Annotated in this window: 20 protein-coding genes; 3 read left to right on the plus strand and 17 right to left on the minus strand. The window is 64.0% G+C overall.

The window, feature by feature from the left end; translation table 11 throughout:
- Window positions 1-41 precede the first annotated feature (41 nt).
- From AC5I49_RS27850 to AC5I49_RS27875, 6 genes are read right to left on the minus strand one after another with little or no spacing between them, the layout of a single operon-like run.
- Entirely contained in the window at window positions 42-1,475 is a 1,434-nt protein-coding gene (locus AC5I49_RS27850) for an Ig domain-containing protein (protein ID WP_495790187.1), read from the minus strand.
- A 22-nt stretch (window positions 1,476-1,497) separates the two neighbouring features.
- A complete protein-coding gene (locus AC5I49_RS27855; protein ID WP_209670968.1) occupies window positions 1,498-3,648 on the minus strand; it encodes a type IV pilus secretin PilQ family protein in 2,151 nt (716 codons plus the stop codon).
- Window positions 3,645-4,193 carry a pilus assembly protein PilP gene (locus AC5I49_RS27860; protein WP_209670970.1) on the minus strand — a complete coding sequence of 183 codons (549 nt, stop codon included), beginning with the start codon at window positions 4,191-4,193 and terminating at the stop codon, window positions 3,645-3,647. Before AC5I49_RS27860 ends, AC5I49_RS27855 begins: the two co-directional genes overlap by 4 nt.
- Window positions 4,190-4,870 carry a type IV pilus inner membrane component PilO gene (locus AC5I49_RS27865; RefSeq protein WP_209670972.1) on the minus strand — a complete coding sequence of 227 codons (681 nt, stop codon included), beginning with the start codon at window positions 4,868-4,870 and terminating at the stop codon, window positions 4,190-4,192. The genes AC5I49_RS27860 and AC5I49_RS27865 overlap by 4 nt, the downstream gene beginning before the upstream one ends.
- Window positions 4,870-5,481: a PilN domain-containing protein gene (locus AC5I49_RS27870; protein WP_043789993.1), complete on the minus strand. Its 612-nt coding sequence runs from the start codon at window positions 5,479-5,481 to the stop codon at window positions 4,870-4,872. Before AC5I49_RS27870 ends, AC5I49_RS27865 begins: the two co-directional genes overlap by 1 nt.
- Complete coding sequence (locus AC5I49_RS27875; RefSeq protein ID WP_026062715.1) at window positions 5,478-6,557, minus strand: pilus assembly protein PilM; 1,080 nt, start codon at window positions 6,555-6,557, stop codon at window positions 5,478-5,480. Before AC5I49_RS27875 ends, AC5I49_RS27870 begins: the two co-directional genes overlap by 4 nt.
- A gap of 371 nt (window positions 6,558-6,928) precedes the next feature.
- Here AC5I49_RS27875 and AC5I49_RS27880 point away from each other — a divergent pair, with 371 nt between their 5' ends.
- Window positions 6,929-9,253: a penicillin-binding protein 1A gene (locus AC5I49_RS27880; RefSeq protein WP_017406662.1), complete on the plus strand. Its 2,325-nt coding sequence runs from the start codon at window positions 6,929-6,931 to the stop codon at window positions 9,251-9,253.
- Between the two features lie 70 nt (window positions 9,254-9,323).
- On the opposite strand, the gene cyaY is transcribed toward AC5I49_RS27880, so the two are convergent.
- Window positions 9,324-9,662, minus strand: a complete 339-nt coding sequence (cyaY, locus tag AC5I49_RS27885; protein ID WP_017406663.1) for an iron donor protein CyaY — start codon at window positions 9,660-9,662, stop codon at window positions 9,324-9,326.
- A gap of 12 nt (window positions 9,663-9,674) precedes the next feature.
- On the opposite strand from cyaY, the gene lptM reads away from it, so the two are divergent.
- Window positions 9,675-9,956 carry an LPS translocon maturation chaperone LptM gene (lptM, locus tag AC5I49_RS27890; RefSeq protein WP_082254145.1) on the plus strand — a complete coding sequence of 94 codons (282 nt, stop codon included), beginning with the start codon at window positions 9,675-9,677 and terminating at the stop codon, window positions 9,954-9,956.
- A gap of 91 nt (window positions 9,957-10,047) precedes the next feature.
- Window positions 10,048-10,875 carry an oxygen-binding di-iron domain-containing protein gene (locus AC5I49_RS27895; protein WP_495790188.1) on the plus strand — a complete coding sequence of 276 codons (828 nt, stop codon included), beginning with the start codon at window positions 10,048-10,050 and terminating at the stop codon, window positions 10,873-10,875.
- On the opposite strand, the gene msrQ is transcribed toward AC5I49_RS27895, so the two are convergent.
- The 10 genes from msrQ to AC5I49_RS27945 form a co-directional block, all read right to left on the minus strand.
- Window positions 10,872-11,492 (minus strand): protein-methionine-sulfoxide reductase heme-binding subunit MsrQ, encoded by a 621-nt coding sequence (msrQ, locus tag AC5I49_RS27900; RefSeq protein ID WP_026062808.1) that lies wholly within the window; start codon window positions 11,490-11,492, stop codon window positions 10,872-10,874. The two genes, AC5I49_RS27895 and msrQ, sit on opposite strands and share 4 nt — an antisense overlap.
- A 13-nt stretch (window positions 11,493-11,505) precedes the next feature.
- The gene (msrP, locus tag AC5I49_RS27905; RefSeq protein WP_016445533.1) at window positions 11,506-12,486 is read right to left on the minus strand and encodes a protein-methionine-sulfoxide reductase catalytic subunit MsrP; all 981 of its coding nucleotides are present in this window, start codon (window positions 12,484-12,486) and stop codon (window positions 11,506-11,508) included.
- Window positions 12,487-12,678: 192 nt separating this feature from the next.
- Window positions 12,679-14,016 carry a c-type cytochrome biogenesis protein CcsB gene (ccsB, locus tag AC5I49_RS27910; protein WP_126310923.1) on the minus strand — a complete coding sequence of 446 codons (1,338 nt, stop codon included), beginning with the start codon at window positions 14,014-14,016 and terminating at the stop codon, window positions 12,679-12,681.
- Complete coding sequence (locus AC5I49_RS27915) at window positions 14,013-16,196, minus strand: cytochrome c biogenesis protein ResB (RefSeq protein ID WP_074921489.1); 2,184 nt, start codon at window positions 16,194-16,196, stop codon at window positions 14,013-14,015. The genes ccsB and AC5I49_RS27915 overlap by 4 nt, the downstream gene beginning before the upstream one ends.
- Window positions 16,197-16,335: 139 nt before the next feature.
- Complete coding sequence (locus tag AC5I49_RS27920) at window positions 16,336-16,986, minus strand: c-type cytochrome (RefSeq protein WP_016445530.1); 651 nt, start codon at window positions 16,984-16,986, stop codon at window positions 16,336-16,338.
- A gap of 279 nt (window positions 16,987-17,265) precedes the next feature.
- The gene (locus tag AC5I49_RS27925; RefSeq protein ID WP_016445529.1) at window positions 17,266-18,198 is read right to left on the minus strand and encodes an AraC family transcriptional regulator; all 933 of its coding nucleotides are present in this window, start codon (window positions 18,196-18,198) and stop codon (window positions 17,266-17,268) included.
- Between the two features lie 62 nt (window positions 18,199-18,260).
- Complete coding sequence (locus AC5I49_RS27930; protein WP_374006811.1) at window positions 18,261-19,229, minus strand: carbohydrate kinase family protein; 969 nt, start codon at window positions 19,227-19,229, stop codon at window positions 18,261-18,263.
- A gap of 1 nt (window position 19,230) precedes the next feature.
- The gene (gene dalD / locus AC5I49_RS27935) at window positions 19,231-20,670 is read right to left on the minus strand and encodes a D-arabinitol 4-dehydrogenase (protein WP_495790189.1); all 1,440 of its coding nucleotides are present in this window, start codon (window positions 20,668-20,670) and stop codon (window positions 19,231-19,233) included.
- Window positions 20,671-20,732: 62 nt separating this feature from the next.
- Complete coding sequence (locus tag AC5I49_RS27940; protein WP_495790190.1) at window positions 20,733-21,785, minus strand: ABC transporter ATP-binding protein; 1,053 nt, start codon at window positions 21,783-21,785, stop codon at window positions 20,733-20,735.
- A gap of 23 nt (window positions 21,786-21,808) precedes the next feature.
- Window positions 21,809-22,630: a carbohydrate ABC transporter permease gene (locus AC5I49_RS27945; RefSeq protein ID WP_047217121.1), complete on the minus strand. Its 822-nt coding sequence runs from the start codon at window positions 22,628-22,630 to the stop codon at window positions 21,809-21,811.
- Window positions 22,631-22,633: the final 3 nt, after the last annotated feature.

The raw sequence follows: 22,633 nt of genomic DNA on the forward strand, positions 1-22,633 counted from the left end.
GGGAAACCGAAATTATCTCCCATGCCGCACGGCAATGGCGTCTACGGCGTCGTGGGCGTCGTTGCTGGCTTGGCGATGGTGATGGTCAAGTTCCTCGTGATTTCAGTGCTATCGGAATCTGTGACGCGCACGATCATGTTGAACGTGCCATCCGCCGTAGGCGTGCCAGACAGGATGCCGTCGCTGGACAACGACAGCCCCTCGGGAGTGCCGCCCAGGCTTGCCCACTTGTAGGGGGCCGTGCCGCCGGTTGCCGACAGCGCGTAGGCCAGCGCCACATCGCGGACGCCAGAGATGCTAGGGGCGGTGAACGCCAGCGCTGCCTTAGCTGCGATGGTCACTGTCACGGTCTTGTCGACCACGGTGCCCTGTGCGTCCTGCACACGCACCAGCATGTTGAAGGTTCCGACCACCGTCGGTGTACCGGAAAGCACGCCATCGCTGTTCAAACGCATTCCGTCAGGAACACCACCCAGTGTCGACCAACGATAAGGGGGGATACCACCTGTCGCGGCAAAGCCATACACCAGAGGCTGGTCCTTGACACCCGTGATGCTCAAGCCATCAGGCAGGGCGAGAGGCGTCTTGGCGATCTCATGGTAGACACCCACAACGGTATAGGCCCTGATGGGATCCTGAATGCCATTGCTGACATCATTGTCCCGGCGGTCCACGGTCGTTTCCAGCACGATGGCGCCGCTATCGGGGCCACTGGAAAGCGACAGCTGTGCGATGCCGTTGAGCGAATTGACTTGCAACGAAGAGCCAGCCTTGGATCCAGAGATCAGGCGCGCACCTTCATAAGCCGAGCTGGGCAAAATCCGAACCTGCACATTGGGGCTGGTACCAGTGACCGGTTGATTGCGGTCGTCGACCACCTTCACTTCCAGTGCTACGTTATTTCGCAGATTGGAGAGGTTGTCGCGGGATCCCAGATAGCCAGGCGTCTGGGTCACGGCCAGCGTGCTGGCAGGAATGCCCTGCGCAGCGCCACCGACATTAACACTGGTCACAGCACTCACCTGGCGCTTATCGCGGGGATCGGTCACCGTGCAAGTCACGCTTGCTACACCAGCCTTGTCGATTGCGTGCAAGTGGAAAGTGGCACTACCAGAGTTGGAGCCCAGCACAATGGAACGACTGGCTGAGATATTTCCTTTATCGTCTTTTTTATCCGTCCCATCCAGATAATACAGAACCGCCGAATCAAGACCTGCAGTCACGGCGCATTGAAAAATGCCATCCCCCCCAGGAATAGGCATATTTCCTTGACGAGCCTCGACATACATTGTTGTCGTATACGCCGCATCAGCACCAATATCAGGGCCGGCATTTCCAAGATTCACCGGAAGCTGCGTCTTATCTGCGCGCAGCGAAATGGTATACGGCTGATTTGTCTCACCAGCACTCCCACCACCACCACCACACCCGGCCAGACCGAGTGCCAGCATGGCACCGAACATGATTTTTTGCATGATTATCTATCTCCAACTACATTCAACGAGCACTTCTGATGTCAGCCAACATCTTCGGTGTAATAAATACCAGCATTTCCCGCTTCTGGGACTCTCTCACGCGACTTTTGAAAAGATGCCCCAGAACAGGGACATCGCCCAATAGCGGAATCTTGTTTTCCGTATTGGTCTCCTCCATCTCGAAGATACCGCCGATCACTACAGTTCCACCATTCTGGACGAGAACCTGGGTACGCACATGCTTGGTATCGATGGCAACGCCTTGCAACGTGCTCTCACCACGTGAATCCTTGTTGACATCGAGGTCCAGAATGATATCGCCTTCGGGAGTGATTTGAGGCGTCACCTCCAGTTTCAGAACAGCCTTTTTGAAAGCAATGGTCGTCGCACCGTTAGGCGCAGTCACAGAGTAGGGGTACTCAGTACCCTGCTCAATCAATGCCTTGGTTTGATCAGCCGTTACCAACCTCGGGCTGGAAATGATCTTTCCCTGGCCATCGGACTCCATGGCAGAAAGCTCAAGGGTCAGGAATCGATTTGCAGCCGCATTGAAAATAGACATGGCAAACGTCCCGGAGTTCGCCACGTTTGACAGCTTCCCAGGCAGATTGACAAAACTTCCCGAGGTATTCACAGCCTGCCCGCTTGCGCCAGCGGAAGCATTGGCATTGTCAAATCCAGTACCGATGGCCACGCGGTTATCCCCACCAATGCTGTACCCTCCATCGCCACCGCGCTGAGCCCGCAAATCCCCGCCGCCTAGACGGACGCCCAATGCACGGCCAAATGTGTCACGTGCTTCAACGATGCGAGCTTCGATCAGCACTTGGCGAACAGGTACGTCCAGTGTCGCCAGCAACACCTTCATCTCTTCCAGTTTCGTGGCTGTGTCGGTCACGAACAACTGGTTGGTTCGGGGCTCCGAAATCGCAGATCCGCGCTCGGACAGAAATCTGGTGGAGGTTCCGCCAGCCCCACCGCCCCCCCTACTTGCGCTGATCTGCTGAAGAATATCGGCCGCCTTCGCATAGTTCAGCTGAAAGCCCTGGGTACGCAGCGGCTCCAGTTTCTGGATTTCCATCGCGGCTTCATAGTCACGCTTGGTGCGCGCATCGATCTCATCCTTGGGCGCAATCCAGAGCACCGAGCCCGACTTGCGCATGCCCAGGCCCTTGGCATCCATGATGATCTGCAGCGCCTGGTCCCAGGGAACATCCTTCAGACGCAGGGTCAACGCCCCGGAAACCGTGTCCGAGGTCACGATGTTGAAGTTCGTGAAGTCGGCAATCACCTGCAGCAGGGACCGCACTTCGATGTTCTGGAAATTCAGGGACAGCTTTTCACCGCTGTAGCCGGGGCCCTGCGTGAGCTTGCTCACATCCACCTTTTTCTGGCGGACCTCGATCACAAACTGGCTGTCGCTTTGGTAGGCGCTGTGCTCCCAGTCGCCGACGGGAGCGATACGCATGCGCACCGATTCCCCCTGCTGCACCGAGGAGATTGTCTGCACCGGTGTTCCGAAATCCGCAACATCCAGCTTGCGGCGCAAGCCTTCAGGCAGGGAGGAACGCAGAAAATCGACGACCAGTTCCTTGCCTTCGCGGCGCAGGTCCACGCCGACCTGGCTATTGCTCAATCCCACGACGATGCGGCCCGAGCCATCGCTGCCGCGACGGAAATCAACATCCCGAATGGGTTGGACATCGCTACCGATGGCTGCCTTGGCTTCAAACACACCTTGCTGCGCAGAAGGCTTCACCGCAGCAGACACGGACACAGGATCCAGCAGGATCAGCAACGCCTTGCCTTGGCGTTCAGTGCGGTAGGAAGTCGCCGATTTCAAATTCAGCACCAGCCGGGAACGGCCCGAGGCTTCCACGATATTGATGGAACGCAGGTTGCCCTGGTTGAGCTCGACCATCGATTTGCCTGTCGCATTGGTTGCGCCTGGAAAATCCAGCGCGATCCTTGCAGGGGACTGGATCGCAAATCCGGTCGGGTCCGCAGCCAGCGCTTCGGAAAGCTCGATGCGCACCACCTCCGTGCCCCCCTGGATGGAACCGGAGACCGACTCTATCGCGGACTGCGCCCATGCAAAGGAGCCCAGCAACCAACCGCCCAAGGCGATTCCCCAGCGAGCTTTGTGAGACATGCTGCGATGTGTACCCATCATTTCCTTCCCTCCTGCAACTCCAGTGTGCTATTTCTTTCTATCCAGTCGCCGCTGCCATCCTGGACGATTTCCCGCAACTGGATGGAAGTCTCCGTGATCCGGGTGATCTTTCCGTAGTTCTGGCCCAGGTAATTTCCTGCACGGACCTGATACAGCAATGTTCCGACTCTGATCAAGGCCGTGGGCACACCCTTCTTGTCCAGGCTGCCCACCATGGTCATTGCATCCAGGGGTTCTGCTTCCAGCGGCTCCTTGCGGCGGTTGAGTTCTGCGGCAATCAGGCTGGTATTCGCATTGGTCTGGGCCGATTCCTTGCGCAGCACCTGCATCAGTTTCAAGGGATTGAAGGGGTCCATGCCATCAGCCCCCAGGTAGGCTTGGGGCGTAAACGCTTTGGGCTCTTCCAAAGGCTTGACCCGAGGCTTTGCATTGGCTTTCTCCTGAGCCATCCAGGTTTGCAGCTCCTCTTGATCAGAAGAAGTGCAGCCCGAGACGGCCAAACAGGCAGACAACATAAGCAAGACGCTGCAGCGCATGTGTCTCATTTCTTCTTGCCCTTCCCGGCAGCCGCGCGCTGCGCCTGCACTTCATCGGCATCCAGATAGCGGAAGGTTCGCGCCGTCGCCTCCATGCTCAGGACCTCGCTTCCGTCCTTGCCCACAGGGACAATCGACAAGTTGTTCAAGGTCACGATGCGCGACAGGTAGGCCACGTCGGAAGCGAATGAACCGATGTCATGAAAGCGTCCTGTGACCTTCAAAGCAATGGGCAGCTCGGCGTAGTACTCCTTGACCACCATCGCCCCGGGGCGGAACGTTTCAAACTGCAGGCTGCGCCCCAGTCCGGCCTGGTTGATGTCCGAGAGCAGCGCAGCCATTTCCGCCTTGCTGGGCAACTGCTTTTCCAGCTGTGTCACATATTGCTGGACCTGTTCACGCTGCTTCTTCAGGCCATCCAGGCTGACCGCCTTGGACAGCTTCTGGCTGAAGTCCTGGCGCAGCGTGACTTCGGTGTTGCGCTCCTGCTCCAGCGTGTCCTCATAGTCCTTGATCAGTACGTACCAGAGCAAGGCGGCGACGCCCAACGCAATGGCAACGCACAACAGAAAACGCGGCAGCAAGGGCCACCGCGAAGGATCATTGGGATCAAGACCACGGAATTGGCGCTGGATGTTCTCCTGCAGTGCGGAGAAGTCGATGTCGTTCTTTTTCTTCTTGGCCATCACTGGGACTTTCCTGGGTTGGCCGCCGTCGGAAGGCCTTTCTCCGCAACGCTGGCGCGCGTGAGCTGGAAGCGCAGATTGAACGCTGCAGCACGGCGCTGGTCCTTGGGCGTGACGTTGACCGTCTTGGCCACGATCTCCACCAGTTCCGGCTTGGAGATCCAGGGCGTTCCCTCGGATAGATTGCGCAGCATCTCGGACACCCGCTCATTGGACTGCGCCGTGCCCTGCATGGTCACGGCCAGACCTTCCTGCTTGATGCTGGTGATGTAGACGCCATCGGGCAGCTGGGACACCAGCTCATTGAGCATGTGCACCGGCAGATTGCGATCGGACTGCAGGTCTTCCACGGCCTTCTGACGTGCACGCAGGGCAGTGATCTCATCCTCCAGCCCGGCGATTTCCTTGATCTGGGACTCCAGCACCGTGATCTCGGCGCGCAGCATGCTGTTCTTTGCCTGCTGGGCTTCGATCATCATCTGGTACCACCAGTAGACAGCACCAATGATCAAAAGCCCTATCAGGGCCGAAAGGACCATGGTGGCCTGGAATGCTTCCTTGCGTCGCTTGCGTGTGGCTTCTCTGTGAGGAAGCAGATTGATCAGGATCACGACACAAACCTCCGCATGGCCAGACCGCAGGCGGTCAGGTAGGCGGGGGCCTCGCGCGACATGCGCTTGAGGCGCACGCCGCTGCCGACTTCCATGCCATCGAAGGGATTGGCAAGGCTGCAGGCGAATCCGGTCTGCTGCGTGATGGCCTCGGACAGGCCGGAAAGCGGTGCCGAGCCGCCAGCCAGCAGGATGTGGTCTATGCGGTTGTGGGGCGTGCTGGTGAAAAAGAACTGCAGTGCGCGCGACACTTCCTGCGTCATGCTCTGCACGAAGGGCTTGAGCACGGCGGAAGCGTAGTCCTCCGGCAGTTCGCCGTTGCGCTTCTTGGACTCGGCCTCTTCGAGGGAAAAACCATATTGGCGCGCGATCAGCTGCGTCAGCTGGGCGCCGCCAAAGGCCTGGTCACGGTCGTACAGCACCTCGTCGTCACGCAGGATCTGCATGCTGGTCGTCATGGCGCCTACCTCGAACAGCGCCACCAAAGCGTTGTTGCCCTGATTGGGCAGGCGCTCGATCAACCGTCCGGCGGCCATGCGGGAGGCATGGGGCTCGATGTCGATGACCATCGGCTTGAGGCCGGCCGCCTCGGCCAGGCCCTGGCGGTCCTGCACCTTCTCGCGGCGGGAGGCGGCAATGAGCACATCCACGTCGCCAGGCGAATTCGATGACGGGCCTATGACACAGAAGTCTAGACTCACTTCGTCGAGCGAAAAAGGAATGTACTGATTGGCCTCGGATTCGACCTGGACCTCCAGTTCCTGCTCGCTCATGCCGTCGGGCAGCGAAATCTTCTTGGTGATCACGGCCGAAGCAGGCAATGCCATGGCCACGTTCTTGGTCCGCGTGCCGCTTTTTTTGACCAGCCGCCGTACAGCCTCTGCCACTTCGTCGAACTTTTCGATGTTGCCATCCGTAATCCATCCCCGCTCCAGCGGCTCGATGGCACAGCGCTCCAGCAACAGTTCGCCCGACCTGGCACGAGACAGCTCAACGAGCTTGGCGCTCGAAGAACTGATGTCGATGCCTAGCAAAGGTGCGGGCTGGCGACTGAATAAGGATCCCATAGCAATCAACTTGCCCTCCCTCTTCTTGTGTATGTAAAGAACGCAACAAACCTTCACATATAGGTTGAATGCTATCAGCAAGACTGCGCGCAACTCACCATGCCTGCCGGAGCATGGTTGACGGTAGTGGCCAAAAACAGACATTGTTGCGGGCCATCAAATGCGACAGGAATGCACCCCTGCTTGCATGTCGGCCTGTACGCCTGGCTTAGGATGCGAGGCTTGCGGCCATGCTGGCAACCGTGTGCAGCCGCCTCCTACCGACCCCCTGGGGAACGCATTTTTATAATGCGGCACTCCTCAGCACTCCCTGCGACATGCCGTCCTCAGACTCCCGAGAACCCCAGGCTGGAAAGCCTCGCTCCGCTCCGTCCAAGCCCATGCATTGGTTTCCCAAGGCCTTGCTATGGCTGGCGGGCATCGCCGTCGCCGGCGCGCTGGCCCTGATGCTGACCGTGGCCGTGGCCCTGGCCATGGCCTACCCCAACCTGCCCGACGTGTCCGAGCTGGCCGACTACCGGCCCAAGCTGCCGCTGCGCGTGTACTCCAGCGAAGGCGCCCTGCTGGGCGAGTTCGGCGAGGAGCGGCGCACGCTGACGCCCATCCAAGACATCCCCAAAGTGATGACCGACGCGGTGCTGGCCATTGAAGACACCCGCTTTTTCGAGCACGGTGGCGTCGACTACAAGGGCATGGCCCGCGCCGCGCTGGCCAATCTGGGCCGCGTGAAAAGCCAGGGCGCATCGACCATCACCATGCAGGTGGCACGCAATGTCTATCTGTCTTCCGAGAAAACTTTTACACGCAAAATTTACGAAGTCTTACTGACTTTCAAGCTAGAGCATCTGCTGAGCAAAAACCAGATTCTCGAGATCTACATGAACCAGATTTATCTGGGAAATCGGGCCTATGGCTTTGCCGCCGCCTGTGAAGCCTATTTCGGCAAGCCACTGAAGGACATCACCGTCGCCGAAGCGGCCATGCTGGCCGGCCTGCCCAAGGCGCCCTCGGCCTACAACCCGATCAGCAACCCCAAGCGGGCCCGCTCGCGCCAGCTCTACATCATCGAGCGCATGGAGGAAAACGGCTTCATCACGGCGGCCCAGGCCACTGAAGCCAAGGCCGAGCCGCTGAAGATCCGCACAGGCTCCTTCAACACCCGGGTGCATGCCGAGTACGTGGCCGAAATGGCGCGCCAGCTGATCTTTGCCCAGTACGGCAACGAGGCCTACACGCGCGGCCTGAACGTCTACACCACCATCAATGCCGGCGAACAGGAAGCCGCCTACGCCGCGCTGCGCCGCGGCATCATGGACTACGAGCGCCGCCAGAAGTACCGCGGCCCCGAGAAGTTCGTGGCCCTGCCCGCCGACGCCGAGGACCGTGAAGACGCCATTGACGACACCCTGGCCAACCACCCCGACAACGGAGACGTGCTCGCCGCCGTGGTGCTGGATGCCAACCCGCGCAAGATCCTGGCGGCCCGTGCCGACGGCGAGCAGATCGAGATCACGGGCGAAGGCCTCAAGCCTGCCGAATCGGGCCTGAACCCCAAGGCACCGCCCAACATCAAGATACGTCCCGGCGCCGTGATCCGCGTGGTCAAGACGCCCAAGAACACCTGGGAAATCACGCAGCTGCCCGAGGTGGAAGGCGCCTTCGTGGCCCTGGTTCCCCAGACGGGCGCCTTGCGCGCCCTGATCGGCGGCTTCGACTTCCAGAAGAACAAGTTCAATCATGTGACCCAGGCTTGGCGCCAGCCCGGCTCGGCCTTCAAGCCCTTCATCTACTCCGCGGCGCTGGAAAAGGGCTTCTCGCCCTCCACCATGATCAATGACGCGCCGCTGTTCTTCAGTGCGGGCGTGACGGGGGGGCAGCCCTGGGAGCCCAAGAACTACGACAGCCGCTACGACGGGCCGATGACCATGCGCACGGGCCTGAACAAGTCCAAGAACATGATCTCCATCCGGCTGCTGCAGGCCGTGGGACCCAAGCAGGGCCAGGAGTGGGTCACGCGCTTCGGCTTTGACGCCGCCAAGCACCCGGCCTACCTGACCATGGCTTTGGGCGCAGGTGCCGTCACGCCGCTGCAGCTGGCGGCAGGCTACTCCGTGTTCGCCAACGGCGGCCACCGCGTCAATCCCTGGCTGATTTCCCGCGTCACCGATCACAAGGGCCGCATCCTGTCCGAATTCACACCGCCCCCGGTGCAGGAACTGCCCCAGGCCATCGACGCGCGCAACGCCTTCATCATGGACAGCCTGCTGCAGGACGTGGCGCGCGTGGGCACTGCAGCGCGCGCGCAGTCCACGCTCAAGCGCCCCGACCTGTATGGCAAGACCGGCACGACCAACGATTCGGTGGATGCCTGGTTTGCGGGCTTCCAGCCCACGCTGGCCGCCGTATCCTGGATCGGCTACGACACGCCGCGCAACCTGGGCAGCCGCGAGACCGGCGGCGGCCTGAGCCTGCCGATCTGGATCAGCTTCATGCAGCACGCGCTCAAGGGCGTTCCCGTGGCCGAGATGCCCGTGCCGCCCGGCGTCGTGAACATGGGCGGCGAGTGGTACTACGAGGAAAACGCGCGCAACGGCGGCGTCAGCAGCCTGGGCATGGACAGTGCATCCACGGGCAGCGCCGCAGGCGCCACGCCCCCGCCCGCCACCGAGGAGCGCAACCGCATCCTCGACCTGTTCCGCAACTGAGGCGGTCGACCACGCAAGAAAGCCCGGCCATGCCGGGCTTTTCTTTTGGAGCCAGCCGAAAGCCGGGGTCTCAGCGTGCCGAGAACTGCAGCGCCAGGCCCGATTGCTCGGTGGCGTAGCGGCTCAGGTTGGCGAAGAACTCGCCCGCGCCCTTGGTATCGAGCCAGGCGCCCTGCGAAGCGTCGTAGCGGTAGTGGAAGCCGCCGGCCTTGGCGGCCAGCCAGATCTCGTGCAGCGGCTTTTGCTGGTTGATCACGATCTGGCTGCGGTTGGCAAAGACCAGGGTCACCATGCCTCCCACGCGCTGGGCATCGAGGTCGGCATCGGTTTCATCGTTGATGCGATCGCAGTCTTGCTCCACCGCCAGCAGCAGTCGTTCGGCAAGGTCCAGAAATTCTTGGTCGGTCATTACAATTCGCTTATGTTGAAAGCCTCGCAAATTCTAGTCAGGTGCATTGCCCTTGGGGCCTGTGCGGCGTCCCTTGCGGCCTGTGGGCAGAAGGGGCCTCTGTTCCTGCCCAGCTCGCCAGCCGCCAGCCACCGCGCCACGCTGCCGCAGACCCTGGGCATCTCCAGCCCGGCCGAGCGGGCAACGCCCGCACCGGCGCCCACCACCTTGCCGACCGGCCCCTCCAATGCAGCCGTCGAGGAAAGCTCCACGCCCACGGGCGCCTCGGACTCCCGCAGGCCACAGGCCGACTGACGCGGCAGCCGCACTGCGGCTTGATGCACGTCAACCCCGTTGCATGGCATGGCGCTTAGAGTGACCGCATCTTGTCCCTCGACAACCCGCCATGCCCGTAGAGCTTTACCGAGACAAAAACCACGCCTGCCTGATGTTCACCGACCTCGTCGAGGAAGATGGACAGGCCATCCAGGCCAACCAGTTTCTCATCGTCGATGACGACACGGGCGCCATCATCGATCCGGGCGGCAATCTCGCGTTCAACGAGCTGTTCATGGGCATGTCTCGGCATTTCGCGCCGCACAAGCTTTCCTATCTGATTGCCTCCCACGCCGATCCCGACATCATTGCCTCGCTGGATCGCTGGATGACCAGCACCAAGGCCCAGTTGGTGATCTCGCGCATCTGGGAGCGCTTTGCGCCCCATTTCACCAAGGTCGGCAAGACCGAGAACCGCGTGATCGGCGTGCCGGACGCCGGCGGCCGGCTGCCGCTGGGCCGCCATGAGCTGCACCTGCTGCCCGCCCACTTCCTGCATGCCGAGGGCAACTTCCACTTCTACGACCCGGTCAGCCGCATCCTTTTTACGGGCGACCTCGGCGTGTCCCTGATGAACGGCATCGAGGCACAGGTGCCGGTGACCGATCTGGTGCCGCACATCGCGCGCATGGAAGGCTTTCACCGCCGCTACATGGTCTCCAACAAGATCCTGCGGCTGTGGGTGCAGATGGCGCGCCAGCTGCCCATCGACATGATCGTGCCCCAGCACGGCGCGCCCATCATGGGCGCCAAGGCGATTGCCGACCTGTTCAACTGGCTGGAAGGCCTGCAGTGCGGCATTGATCTGTTCGACCAGCGCAACTACCAGTTGCCCATGGCGGACATCGACCCCGTCACCCGCCAGCTGCGCCCTGCCCTGCGCGCCGTCGCCGGCTAGCTTCTGGCGCGCCGGCGGCGCAGTGCATGGGCCACACGCCAGCCCAGCAGCAGCGCAAGAATGGCGGCGTATACGCCGACCTCGGCGAAGTTGTTCTTGCCCGCGCGCATCCAGAAGAAATGCAGCAGGGCCAGCGGCGCCACCGCATAAATGCAGCGGTGCAGCCATTGCCAGCGCTTTGCGCCCATGGCCCGGAGCACACGGTGCGGCGATGTGGCGGCAAGCGCGGTCAGCAAGAGCAGGGCCGCAAAGCCCACGAGGATGAACGGGCGTTTGGGGATGTCGAGCACGATCTCGCCCCAGTCCAGCCCCATGTCGAACCACGCATAGCACAGCAGGTGCAGCACGGCGTAGAAGAACACATACAGGCCCAGCATGCGCCGAAAGCGCGCCAGCGCCGTCAGCCCCAGCGCCTGGCGCAGCGGTGTCACGGCCAGCACCACGCAAAGAAAGCGCAGCGTCCAGTCGCCCGTGGAGCGCAGCAGGGCCTCGGCCGGATTGGCGCCAAGAGTGTTCAGGATGGCTCCGGCCAGCAGCCACGCAAACGGCAACAGGCACACAAGAAACACCAGCGGCTTGGCCGCCCGGTGCAGCAAAAGGCGCTGTAACACCGTCATTGCATGGGCCGCATCAATAGAACTTCTTCAGATCCATGCCCGTGTAGAGCTGGCCGACCTGGGCTTCGTAGCCGTTGAACAGCAGCGTCTTGCGCTTCTTGGCGAACAGGCCATCCTCGCCAATGCGCCGCTCCGTGGCCTGGCTCCAGCGCGGGTGCGGCACGTCCGGATTCACATTGGAATAAAAGCCGTACTCGTTGCGCGCCGCCTTGTTCCAGGCCGTGCCCGGCTCCTTGTCGGTCAGGCGGATGGCAACGATGCTCTTGGCGCTCTTGAAGCCGTATTTCCACGGCACGACCAGCCGCACGGGCGCGCCATTCTGGTTGGGCAGCACTTCGCCATACATGCCGAAGGCCAGCAGCGTCAGCGGGTGCATGGCTTCATCAAGGCGCAGCCCCTCGGTGTAAGGCCAGTCCAGCACGCCGCTGCGCAGGCCCGGCATCTGCGCCTTGTCGGCCAGGGTCACGAATTCCACGTACTTGGCACTGCCCAGCGGCTGCACCTTGCGCAGCAGCTCGGCCAGGGAATAGCCGACCCAGGGAATCACCATGGACCAGCCTTCCACGCAGCGCAGCCGGTAGATGCGCTCTTCCAGCGGTGCGAGCTTGAGCAGCGCATCCAGGTCCAGTGTCTGCGGCTGCTGGACCAGGCCTTCGATCTTCACTGTCCACGGCCGCGTCTTGAGCGTATGGGCGTTCTTGGCAGGATCGTCCTTGTCCAGGCCGAATTCGTAGAAGTTGTTGTACTGCGACGCATCGGCATAGGCGGTGACGCGCTCCATGGAGTTCGCACCCGGCACCTGCGAAGGCACGGAAGCCAGCGCCGCCAGCTTGCCGGGGCGCTGCACGCCTGCCGCCCAGCCCGGCAAGGCGGCACCGGCCGAACCTGCGGCCAGGTACTGCAGCCAGGCCCGGCGCTGCAGGTAGCTCGCCCGGGGCGTGATTTCGCTGCCTTGCGGATGTTGGAAGCCGTTGTCGTGGGAGCGGATCAGCATGGGAATCTCCGAAAGTGCCTGCTGCGGCAGGGGCGCCGGGCGGCATGACGATTGGGAGCCTTGCAGGCCCGCGCAAGTTCCATGCTACGCCCCAGCCTCAACTGCCATGAAAAAGAGCCGGATACAAAAAGGGCTGCATGCGCGCCGGCGCATGCAGCCCTTTGTTCGGCAGCGGTCCGAATCAGCAGCGGATCACAGCTCGCCGTAGCTGTGCAGTCCCGACAGGAACATGTTCACGCCCAGGAAGGCGAAGGTGGTGATGGCCAGCCCGCCCAGCGCCCACCAGGCGGACACGGTGCCGCGCAGCCCCTTGACCAGGCGCATGTGCAGCCAGGCCGCGTAGTTGAGCCAGACGATCAGCGCCCAGGTCTCCTTGGGGTCCCAGCTCCAGTAGCCGCCCCAGGCCTCGGCCGCCCACAGCGCGCCCAGCACGGTGGCGATGGTGAAGAAGGCAAAGCCCACGGCGATGGACTTGTACATCACATCGTCCAGCAGCTCGAAGCTGGGCAGCCGCTCGGCGATGCGCTTGCGCGCCAGCAGGATGCCGGCCACGATCAGCGCCGAGACGCCGAAGTACACCATCCAGTAGCTGCCGCCGTTGTCGGTCGCACCCTTGCGGAAAACGATGGGCTCGAAGCACAGCACCACGCCCAGCATCCACAGCGGGGCGAGCTTGTACCAGCGCGTCTCCGCGGCCTGCTGCTTGATGAGGTAGGCGAAGGAGACCATGGCAGCCAGCGCGAAGGTGCCGTAGCCGATGAAGTTGGCCGGCACATGCAGCTTCATCCACCAGCTCTTGAGCGCCGGCACCAGGGGCTGGATCTCGTGCGCCTCGCGCACCAGCGTATACCACAGCAAAAAGCCCACGGCCGCGCTGACCACCAGCATCACGAAGCCACCCAGGGCGCGCGTGTCGTAGTGCTGTTCGTAGTACAGATAGAACAGCGCCGTCATCCAGCAGAACATGACGAACACTTCATAGAGGTTGCTGACCGGGATGTGCCCCACGTCAGGGCCGATCAGATAGCTCTCGTACCAGCGCACCATGGTGCCCACCAGCGCCAGCGTCACGGCCAGCCAGGCCAGGCGCGAGCCCAGCAGCGACAGCGCCGTGCCCTCGCCCCGCGCAAACATGCCGATCCAGTAGAAGACGGTGCTGATGAAGAACACCATGCTCATCCAGAGGATGGCCGACTGGCTGGACAGGAAGTACTTGAGGCCGAACACCGTGTCCGAGCGCGCCAGCTGCGCCCCCTCCGGCCCCTGGTACAGCGCAATGGCCAGCAGCGACAGCCCGGCCACCACCAGCATCAGCGCCCGCAGCGAGCGCCAGAACCAGCCCAGCCAGATGGCCGCGGGAATGGTGCCGACCAGGATGCACTTCTCGTAGACATCCATGTACTCGCCATAGCGCTGCAGCGCATAGAGCAGCCCCGCCGCCACGAGGGCCGCAAACACCCAGTCGAACCAGTTGCGGCGGGCGAAGAAGCCCTCGTTGAGCGTCAAAGTCGTCGTGGTGGCGGTGTTCATGCGGAACCTCCGGGGGGTTTCTTGTGGATGGGCTCGGCGCCTATCAGCTTGCCGGCCAGCATGGCGAATTCTCTATCACCATCGAGCGTTTTTCGATTGGTGGACAAGGCCATTTCGGCATGGCTTTGGCCATCGCGGGGCGTGAGCCAGATCCAGATGCGGCGGTCGCGCACGTACAGCATGCAGAACACGCCGATGATGAGGAACAGGCAGCCCAGATACACCACGTTCTTGCCCGGCGCACGCGCCACCTGGAACACGCTGGCCTGCACCTGCTTGAAGTCCTGCAGCATGAAGACCATGGGCACGGGGTAGAACTGCGCGTCGCTGAGCGAGAACACGGCCTGTGTCATGAAGGACTGCGTCTGCTCGCTGGGCTCCAGCGGTGCCTGGCCGGCCTGGGCCCGCACGATCTGGGCCATCTCGAACAGCACGCCATTGAGAATGCGCACCAGCACCTCGCCCGCGCGTTCACGCTCGGCCGCGGGCACATTGCTTTCCATGAAATCGGAGATGGCCTGCAGCCCGCCCAGCGGCTTGCCATCGGGACCCTTCTTGTCGGTCTGTCCCGCGAACAGCTCCAGCGCCTTGGTGGCCGACTGCGCCAGCGCACCGCTCAGTTCGGAGCGCGAGGAATCGATGGCCTTGGCCACATAGGCCCGGGCCGCCTGCTCGCGCAGTTTGGGATCCTGCAGCGCGCTGCGCAGGCGCAGGAAGGTGTCCATTTCGCTTTCGGGGTCGGCGGGAATGCGCAGATAGCGCATGGCGTCGGCCTGGTTGTCGCGCACGCCCAGCAGGAACACGCGCTGGCCGTCGCCCGTGTCCACGGGCAGCATGTAGTTCTGGAACTCGCGCGCCTGGCCCGCGGCATCGCGCAGCTTGTAGCGGATGCTGGGGCCGATGTTGCGCAGCTCCTTCTTGGTCACGGTCTTGTGGGCCGCGCCCAGGCGCTCGTCGATGGCCTGCTTCAGGTCCACCTTGCGCACATCGGTGGCGCTGCCACTGGCGCCGCCCGCACCGCCGAAGTTCTCGACGTTGATGGTGCGCAGCTCGGCAAACTCCAGCGTCAGCGCCTCGTCCTTGCCGTCGGCGAGCTTGCGCGTGAACTGGCTGGAGCCGCCAATCACGCCCTCGACATCGAAGGGCTTGGTCCCGGCCTCCAGCGGCACGGCATGCAGCTTCACCGACGAGCCGCCGTCATCAAAGCTGGACTGGTAGATCTCGATGCCGCGGTAGCTGGCCGGGTGGTTGACCTCGATGCGCTTTTCCAGCTTCTCGCCCGTGGCCTTGTCGTGGATGACGACCTCGCTGGCAAACAGCTTGGGCATGCCCGTGGAGTAGTACTCGACGATGAACTTCTTGAGCTCCACCGCAAAGGGCAGCTCCTGCAGCAGCACGCCATCGGACTGCGACAGGATGGCCGTGCCCGCCGTGCCGCCCTCGGTCACCAGCAGGTTGCCGCGGAAGGTGGGGTTGCGTTCGCTCAGCCGGTGCTGCTCGGACACCTCGGAGATCAGGCCACCGCCGGTATAAGGTGTTTTGCCTCCCAGCCACATCTGCGCACGCACGATGAGGTCACCGTCGAACAGCCCCCCCAGGCAGATCAGCACGATGGCGCCATGGGCGGCGATGTAGCCCAGCTTGTGGGCCGCGCCCGCCTTGGCCGCCAGCATCCAGCCCGTGCCGGGACCGGCCGCCGTATCGCGCTGCTGCAGCCGCACCTTCCAGCCGCCCGACACCAGCTGCTGGCCCAGGCGCCTGGCGGCTTCCTCGGTGCTGCCGGGCACCACATTCTGCGCACGGTGGCCGAAGGCCTTGAGGCTTTGCTCGCGAACGTTTTCCTTGAAATTGCGCAGATCGGCCAGGTATTTGGGCGCATGGCGTGCCACGCACAGCGAGGTGCTGATCACCAGAAAGGCCAGGATCAGCAGGAACCACCAGGCGCTGTAGACCGCATTGAGCTTGAGCGCAAGAAACAGCTGGGCCCAGAACGGTCCGAACTGGTTGACGTAGTTGCCCACCGGCTCATGCTGCTTGAGCACGGTGCCGATCACCGAGGCAATGCAGATGACCGTCAGCAGCGAGATCGCGAAGCGCATCGATGCCAGCAGCTCCAGCATCGCGCGCGCGGCCTGCGGGCGGGGGGAGGCAAGAGCGGCACCGGAAGAGTTGTCTGACATGAAGAGCGAAAAGCCAAAACCCGAATGAAAAAAGCGGGACCATCTGCATTCATGCGATGGACCCGCCTGGCTTGGGGCGTCTATAGGGCAATAGGTTCCCGGTGATTACCCTGGGAACCGCATCGGTTCCGGGAGCACATCAACGCAGGCCAGCGATGTAGTCTGCCACGGCCTTGATTTCGCGATCGTTAAGCTTGGCAGCAACCTGCGTCATCTGAATGCTATTGCCGCGCTTGCCGTCACGGAAGGCCGTGAGCTGGGTGGTGGTGTAGTCGGCGTGCTGGCCGGCCAGACGCGGGTACTGGGCCGGGATGCCGGCGCCGTTGGGGCTGTGGCAGCCTGCGCAGGCGGCGATGTTGCGCTCCTGGATGCCACCACGGTAGATGCGCTCGCCCATGGCCACCAGGTCCTTGTCCTTGGCAAAGCCGTCCTTGGGCTTTTGCGCATGCAGCCAAGCGGCGATGTTCTTCATGTCAGGCTCGCTGAGCATGCTGGCAAAGCCCTTCATCACCGGGTCCTTGCGCTTGTCGTCCTTGAACTCCAGCAACTGTTTGACCAGGTACTCGGGATGCTGGCCGGCCAGCTTGGGCTGGATGGGCACCGTCGAATTGCCGTCGGCCGCATGGCATGCCGCGCAGACGGCGGTGTAGCTGGCCTCGCCCTTCGCCAGATCGGCCTTGGCCGCCTTCGGCTGAGCCGGGGCAGCAGGTGCCTCGCCAGCGGAGAAAGCGGGAAAGGCGGGGGCTGCAGCAAGAATGGCAGCCGTCAGCAAAGAGGCAAGCAACTTCATATCGAGGGCGTGGTTCTGTTGTTGAAAGCGCAAAATTCGGCGGATTCTACAATGGGGCCCCCTGAGATTGATATCGTCAGGAACCCTGCTTTCGCCCCTGCGCGCAGAGGAAGACACATTCCTTGATCGTGGTCACAAACTGGCCACGGATCCGGTGCGGAACATGTGTTTTTCGCAACCCAGCATATCGATCTGTGCCAGCGCGGCAATAAGGGCTCTACCCATGTGGCACGCAATACCACACCCCTTCTTTCCCGGATTCCAGGTCCCTCGCCCGCCTCAGCCCGCGCCGAAGCGGCTTTCGGCCTGCCTGCGGAATTCCGAGGGCGTCATCCCCTTGATTTCAAGGAAGCGCCGGTTGAAGTTGGCCAGATTGCTGAAGCCGACCTGAAAACAGATATCGGCGATGAAGCAATCGGTCTGCATGAGCAGATGGCAGGCACTGTTGATGCGCACGCGGCTGACAAAGTCGGTGAAGCTGTTGCCTGTGGCACGGCGAAAGAAACGGCTGAAGCGGCTTTCGCTCATGCCCAGTTCGGCCGCCACGTCCGCCAGGCTCAGCGGCTCGTTCACGCGCGCCATGATGCGGTTGACCACCTCGTTGATCTGGTCCACCTGGGCCTCGGCCTGCACGCCCTGCATCTGCACGGCCGACAGCAGCCGGTAGTCCGTGCATTCGGAAAGATCGGACAGCAGATCACAAAAGGCCGCGAAGCGGCGCATGCCGCGCGCACCCCGGACCGCCTCCCAGTGCACGCGCGCTGCCTCGGCCATGCCGAAGAACTCGATGCCGTGGCGCGCGCGGTCCAGCAGCTGCAGTACCTCGCGCATCTCGGGGATCTGCTCGGCCGCACGGGCAATGGGATCGTGGTTGAACAGGATGACGAGATCGCGTTCGGGCGCGCCGGCCTCGGGCACGTCGAACGATATCCAGTTGTGCGGCAGGCGCGGCCCGCACAGCACGAGGTGGCCCGGCTCGAACGGCCCTATCCAGTCACCCACGAAGGCACGGCCCGAGGTGTGGGTGATGAGATGCAGTTCGTACTCGTCATGGAAATGCCAGCGCACCAGCGGACTCGGGAAACCATGCGCCAGGCAGCGCACCAGGCCACTGCCCTCCACGTCTTCATAGCCCAGGGCGGGCGTGCGGACAAAGTCGCGCTCCAGTTCGGGATGGCGCTGGCGCGGCGGGCGGCGGCGTGTGCTGGGCATGGCAGTCGGTCAATCAGGGACGATGGAGACGGGCACAGGGCGCACGGTAACACCGGCGGCCGCTACGCCCTGTGGTGCTGCTGCGCCTGCGCAGCATCCAGGCCCGCAAGCGCGGCATCCAGCTCCGCACGCCAGGGCGGCTGGGCGCCGGCGCGCGTGCAGTTGAGCGCGGCTGCCGTGGCCGCAAAGCGCAGCACCTCGCGCCACGCGGCATCTGGCAGGGACTTCAACTGCTGCGCCTGCTCCACGCCGCGCTCGAGCAACGCCACGGACAGTGCCGCGCCAAAGGTGTCGCCCGCGCCGATGGTGTCCGCCAGCGGCACTGCAGGCGGGCGCACCGACAGCGGAGCGCGGCCTGCGCGCAGCAAGGTGGCGCCCTCGGCCCCCTGCGTTAGCACCACGGCCCTGGGCCCGCGCGACAGCCAGCTCCCGGCAGCCTCCAGCACCGGCTGACCGGGCGCGATGAAGGCCGCATCCTCGTCGCTGAGCTTGACCAGGTCGGCCAGGGCCAGCCAGGCCAGGCAGTCGCGCCGGAAGGCCTGCGCATCGCGGATCAGCGTGGGACGCACATTGGGGTCGAAGACGATGAGGCGCCGACCGCGCTGCGCGGCCACCAGATCCAGGATGCGCGGCCCCGCCGGCGCATGCAGCAGCGCGATGGAGCCGAACTGCAGGATGCGGCATTCGTCCGGCAACTTCGGCAGCTCGGCAGGCGCCCACAGCGTGTCGGCCGTGCCCTGCATGTAGAAGGCATAGCGGTTGGTGTGTTCGCCGCGCTCCACAAAGGCCAGCGTGCTGGGCGCGCTGCAGCGCTGCACCAGGCGCATGTCCACGCCGTTGCGCTGCAGGTGCGCGAACAGGCGCTCGCCAAAGAGGTCCTCCGAGAGCTGCGAGACAAGGCCCGTGGCCTGCCCCAGCCGCGCCGCCGCGATGGCGCCATTGGCGGGCGCCCCGCCCTCATGGCCCTGGAAGGCCAGGCCACCCGTGGCGGTGAAATCGATCAGGGCCTCGCCCACGATGGCTATGCGCATGTCAGCTCCGCCTTGTGCATGTTTCGGTTCTGTCCACAAATGCCCGTACCCGCTCCGAGGCCCGGCGCACCGACTCCATCAGTTGCGGATGGCCTGCCACCTCACCCCACAGCAGCGGCTCGGCGCACAGCGAGGCCACGGGATCGGGCGCCGCGCAGATGGCATGCGCCACCGCCGGGTCCATGGCCTGGTCCTGGTACGCATAGGGCAGTGTGCCCCGGTGCCAGCGCTGCAGGAAGGCCAGGAACAGCGCTGGCAGCATGGCCGCGGCATCGATGGCGGCGTTGTCCGCCAGCCGCTCGCGCAGCGTAGGCGCGATGAAGCCGGGGATCTTGGCAAACCCATCGGCCGCCACGCGCTGGTTGGTGTCGCGCAGGGCGGCATTGCCAAAGCGCTCCAGCACCGTGTCACGGTAGGCCGGCAGGTCCAGCGGCCTGGGCCGGCCCGGTGCGCAAAGGCAGGCGATCACATCCCGGGTCACGTAGTCCCAGGCCATCTGGCGTATCGCGGGCACGGCGCAGCCTTCGTGGATATGCTCCAGGCCCGCCAGCGTCCCGGCCCAGGCGATGCAGCTGTGGCTGGCGTTGAGGATGCGGATCTTGGCCTCTTCGTAAGGCGCCACCGAGGGCACCAGCTCCACGCCCACCGTCTGCCAGGCGGGGCGCCCGGCAATGAAGCGGTCCTCGATCACCCATTGCGTGAAGCGCTCGGCCATCACCGCGGCCTCGTCGTCGCGGCCGGTGGCGGCCAGCACGCGCGCGCGCAGCTCCGGTGGCGGGCGGGGAGTGATGCGATCGACCATGGCGTTGGGGCAGCTGGTATGCCGCTGTGCCCAGTCGGCCAGCCCATGCAGCTGTGCCTGGCGCATGAAGGCCAGCAGGCCGGCGCGCAGGCGGTCGCCGTTGTGGCGCAGGTTGTCGCAGCTCAGCAGCGTGACGGGGCCGGCATCGGTGGCGCGGCGCGCCTGCAGGATGGCGCAGAGCACGCCATAGATGGTGGTCCCCGCCTCGCCCCGGCGTGCGCGCTCCAGGTCCTGCGCCAGATCGGGATGCGCGGCGTCGAGCGCTCCCTGACCATCCAGGCAGTAACCGGCCTCGGTGACCGTGAAGGAGATGATGCGGGTGGCCGGCCAGGCGCCCCGCTGCACGACGGCGGCCAGCCCGGGCGCGTACGGAATCACCTCGCTCAAGGCATCCATCCACTGGTAGTGCACCGTGCCGTTGGGTGCAATCGTCTCCAGCGTGTAGGCACCGCCTTGTCGCACCAGGGCGTCCAGCGTCTGCGCCATGTCAGGGCGCAGGTTGGCGCCCACCAGCGCCCACTGCGTGTCGCCCGCATCCATCAATCGCTGCTGGTAGGCAGCCTGGTGCGCGCGATGGAAAGAGCCCAGACCCAGGTGCAGCACCGTGGGGCGGGAAAGGGAGGGGGCAGTCGCGTTCATGGTGTCCCGGACAAAGGGATGGGAAGAGACGGAAAGAAGAAGGCAGGGCTCGGCCGCCAGGCTCAGCAGGCCGCCAGCGCACGGCCATCGCGGTCGAACAGATGGAGCATGCAGCCCGGGTCGAGGGACACCCCCACCCCATCGCCCACGGCCAGCGGCATGCGCTCGGTCTGGCGCGCCACCAGCGGCACGCCGGCCACATCCACATGGACCAGCGTGTCGGCACCCAAGGCTTCGATCAGGTCCACGCGCCCCTGGACGCCAGCCCCATCACCGGGACCTGCATCTGCCCGGGACAGGCGCAGCGCCTCGGGGCGTATGCCCAGCGTGCCGTCCCGCGGCAAGCGCCCCTGCGTGCTGGCCGACAGGCCCGGCACGGCATGGGCCGCCAGCAGGTTCATCGGCGGCATGCCGATGAACTGCGCGACAAAGCGGTTGGCCGGGCGGTCATAGAGCTCCAGAGGAGAGCCCACCTGCTCGATGGCACCGTCGCGCATCACCACCACGCGGTCGGCCAGGGTCATGGCCTCCACCTGGTCGTGCGTCACATAGATGGTGGTGGCGCCCAATGCACGGTGCAGCTTGAGGATTTCCACGCGCGTGTTGCCGCGCAGCGCCGCATCCAGATTGGACAGCGGCTCGTCGAACAGGAAGACCTTGGGCTCGCGCACGATGGCGCGTCCGATGGCCACGCGCTGGCGCTGCCCGCCCGACAGCTCGCCCGGGCGGCTCTCCAGGCAGGCCGTGAGATTGAGCGTTTCTGCCGCCCGGCCGACCTTGCGCAGTATCTCCTTGCGCGGCACGCCCGCCAGGCGCAGCGCAAAGGACATGTTGTCGTACACGCTCATGTGCGGGTACAGCGCATAGCTCTGGAACACCATGGCCAGATCGCGCCGGCCCGAGGGCGTGTGCGTGATGTCGCGCCCATCGAGCAGCAGATGTCCCGCGCTGACGGACTCCAGCCCCGCGATCAGGCGCAGCAGCGTGGATTTTCCGCAGCCCGAGGGGCCGACGAAGACGATGAACTCGCCGCGCTCGATGGCGAGGTCCACGCCACGGATGATGTGCGCCTCGCCAAAGCTCTTGCGCATGTCTTGCAGTTGCAGATAGGCCATGGTTTTCTTGGTTTGAAGAGCGGCTACTTGACGGCGCCGAAGGTCATGCCCTGCACCAGTTGCTTCTGGCTGAACCAGCCGAACACCACGATGGGCGCGATGGCCAAAAGCGAGGCGGCCGAAAGACGGGCCCAGAACAGCCCCTCGGGGCTGGAGTAGGAGGCGATCAGCGTGGCCAGCGTGCCGGCGCGCGCGCTGCTGAGGTTGAGCGACCAGAAGGCCTCGTTCCAGCTCAGCACCAGACACAGCAGGCCCGTGGAGGCAATGCCGCCCAACGCCAGCGGCAGCACCACATGGCGGAACTCGGCCCACAGGCAGGCGCCATCCATGCGCGCGGCTTCGAGGATCTCGTGCGGGATGTCCTTGAACGCGCTGTAGAGCATCCACACCATGATGGGCAGGTTGGACAGCGTGAAGACCACGGTCAGCACCGTGAGCGTGTCCAGCAGGCCGGCGCCCTGGGCCAGCACGTAGATGGGCAGCAATGCGCCCACGGCGGGCATCATCTTGGTGGACAGCATCCACATCAGCACATCGCGTGTGCGCCGCGTGCGAAAGAAGGCCATCGAGTAGGCGGCGGGCACGGCGATGGCCAGGCCCGCCAGGGTGGACCCCAGGCTGGTGACCAAGGAGTTGCGTGCGTGCAGCAGGTAGTTGCTGCGCTGCTGCACCTCGCCGAAGTTGGCCAGCGTGGGCTCGAACACGAACAGCGGCGGCACGGCAATGGCCTGCAGCTCGGTCTTGAACGCGGTCAGGAACAGCCAGCCCAGCGGAAAGAACAGCAGCAGCGCCAGCGCCCAGGCCGCGGCGGCACGCAAGGCGGTGGAAAGAGAAGGGGCCGTCATGCG

It is taken from the genome of Delftia sp. (assembly GCF_059499305.1).